Below are 1,567 nucleotides of genomic sequence, written 5' to 3' on the forward strand. Positions count from 1 at the left end.
GTGGAACACCAGGTGGCGCGGCCCGGCCCCGGGCGACAGCTGCACGCGGCGCGGCGACAGCAGCCGGCCCGACACCGCGTCGAAGCGCCAGGCGATCAGCGCGTCGAGCCCGAGATCGGTGCTCAGCACGATGTCGCCGCGTGGATCGGGCAGCGCCATGTGGGCATGCGGCGCGTCATGGCCGCTGCAGGCGAAGCTGCCCGGCGGCGCACGCTCGGCCTGCGCCGGACCCAGTGCCGCCTCGCCGGCAGCGAAGGCTTCGGCGCTGTGGCGCACATCGAGCACGGCGCCGAGCCGGCCATCGGGCTCGACGGCCAGCACCGCAACGCTGGCACTGTCGTGGTGGGCGACGAAGGCATGCCGGCCGCCCGGATGCAGGCTCAGGTGCACCGGCCGGCAGCCGCCGGAATCGACGCTGCCGAGCAGGCGCAGGCCGCCGTCCGGCAGGATCTCGAAACTGCTGAGCCGGCCGTGGCCATCACTCGGCCGGCGGTACAGCTCGTGCACGGCATGCAGACGCTGCCGCGCCGCGTCCACGCACAGCCAGGTGGGACTGTGCTCGTCGGCCACCCGTGGCAGACCGGCCAGCGCCGGCGGCACTGCGGCCAGCGTCAAGGCATGCAGGCCGCCGCCGCGTGGCGCGTAGGTGCCGACATAGGCGTGCAGCGCCGGCGTGGGTGATGGCGCCGAGGCGCTCAGCATGCCAGCCGCTCGCCGGGTGGTGCGCCGAAGAGTTCGGCCGCCTGGCGGTAGAAGCCGATGCGCCGTTCCAGCTTGCGCTGGATCGCGGCATCGCCGGGCTTGTCGCACTCCAGCGCACCGTTGATGCTGCGGGTGGTCTCGCCGAAACCCTCGCCGCGCAGCATCGCTTCGTGCGCCGTCATGCGACCCGGCCCGATTTGCGTCATCCAGTACCACAGCGCGGTCTGCCAGGCCACGGTGGCGTCGCCGGCGACCCGATCCGGGTCAGCCCACAAGTCGATGCCGAGCGCACGGCCGGCGGCCAGGTACTGGTAGTTCCAGGACAGCTGGATCGGCCCGCGGCCGTAGTACTGCTTGCCGGGCGCGCAGGATTCACCCGGGTCGCGGCGGCAGTAGTGGTCCCAGTTCGCACGCTCGTATTCGCGCACCGCGCGCAGCTGGTCCGATTCATGGGCGATCTGTGCCAGGAAGGCCGCCATCTCCTGGCGCCGCAGCTGGGCGCTGCCGCTGGCCGCCAGACCCGGCGTCGCGGCCAGCGCGGCGACGAAACCTTCGTAGCTGTAGAACGCGATGCGTTCGGGGAACAGGCGGTCGAACTGTGCACGCGTGGGCACGAAGGGCTCGGCGTCCAGGGGTGGCGCTGGTGGTGGCAATGCGGCACACGCCATCAAGGCCCCGAGCGCAACACCGCCCACAACACATCGCATGAATGATTTCACCAACGCAACTCCATCAACAAGGGCGACGCATCGGCGCGCCAATAGGCCTGGCGCAGCTCGGTGGCCGCGCCATCGGCCGCAAAGCGCCACTGCCGCAAGTGCAGCAGCGGTGCGCCACTGGGCACATCGAGCAGCTGCGCCTGCGG

3 protein-coding genes are annotated in these 1,567 nt (G+C 71.8%); all 3 read right to left on the reverse strand.

The window, feature by feature from the left end; translation table 11 throughout:
• Positions 1 to 702, reverse strand: a 702-nt coding sequence (locus VLK61_RS18305; RefSeq protein ID WP_325423058.1) for a lactonase family protein, incomplete at its 3' end; no start/stop codon positions are given.
• Positions 696 to 1,316 carry a chitinase gene (locus VLK61_RS18310; protein WP_325423059.1) on the reverse strand — a complete coding sequence of 207 codons (621 nt, stop codon included), beginning with the start codon at positions 1,314 to 1,316 and terminating at the stop codon, positions 696 to 698. The genes VLK61_RS18305 and VLK61_RS18310, both read right to left, overlap by 7 nt.
• Positions 1,317 to 1,417: 101 nt before the next feature.
• Complete coding sequence (locus VLK61_RS32275) at positions 1,418 to 1,555, reverse strand: UTRA domain-containing protein (RefSeq protein ID WP_414636830.1); 138 nt, start codon at positions 1,553 to 1,555, stop codon at positions 1,418 to 1,420.
• Positions 1,556 to 1,567 lie beyond the last annotated feature (12 nt).

The sequence above is a fragment of the Aquabacterium sp. genome, from assembly GCF_035476535.1.
In the GTDB taxonomy this organism is placed as follows: domain Bacteria; phylum Pseudomonadota; class Gammaproteobacteria; order Burkholderiales; family Burkholderiaceae_C; genus Pseudaquabacterium.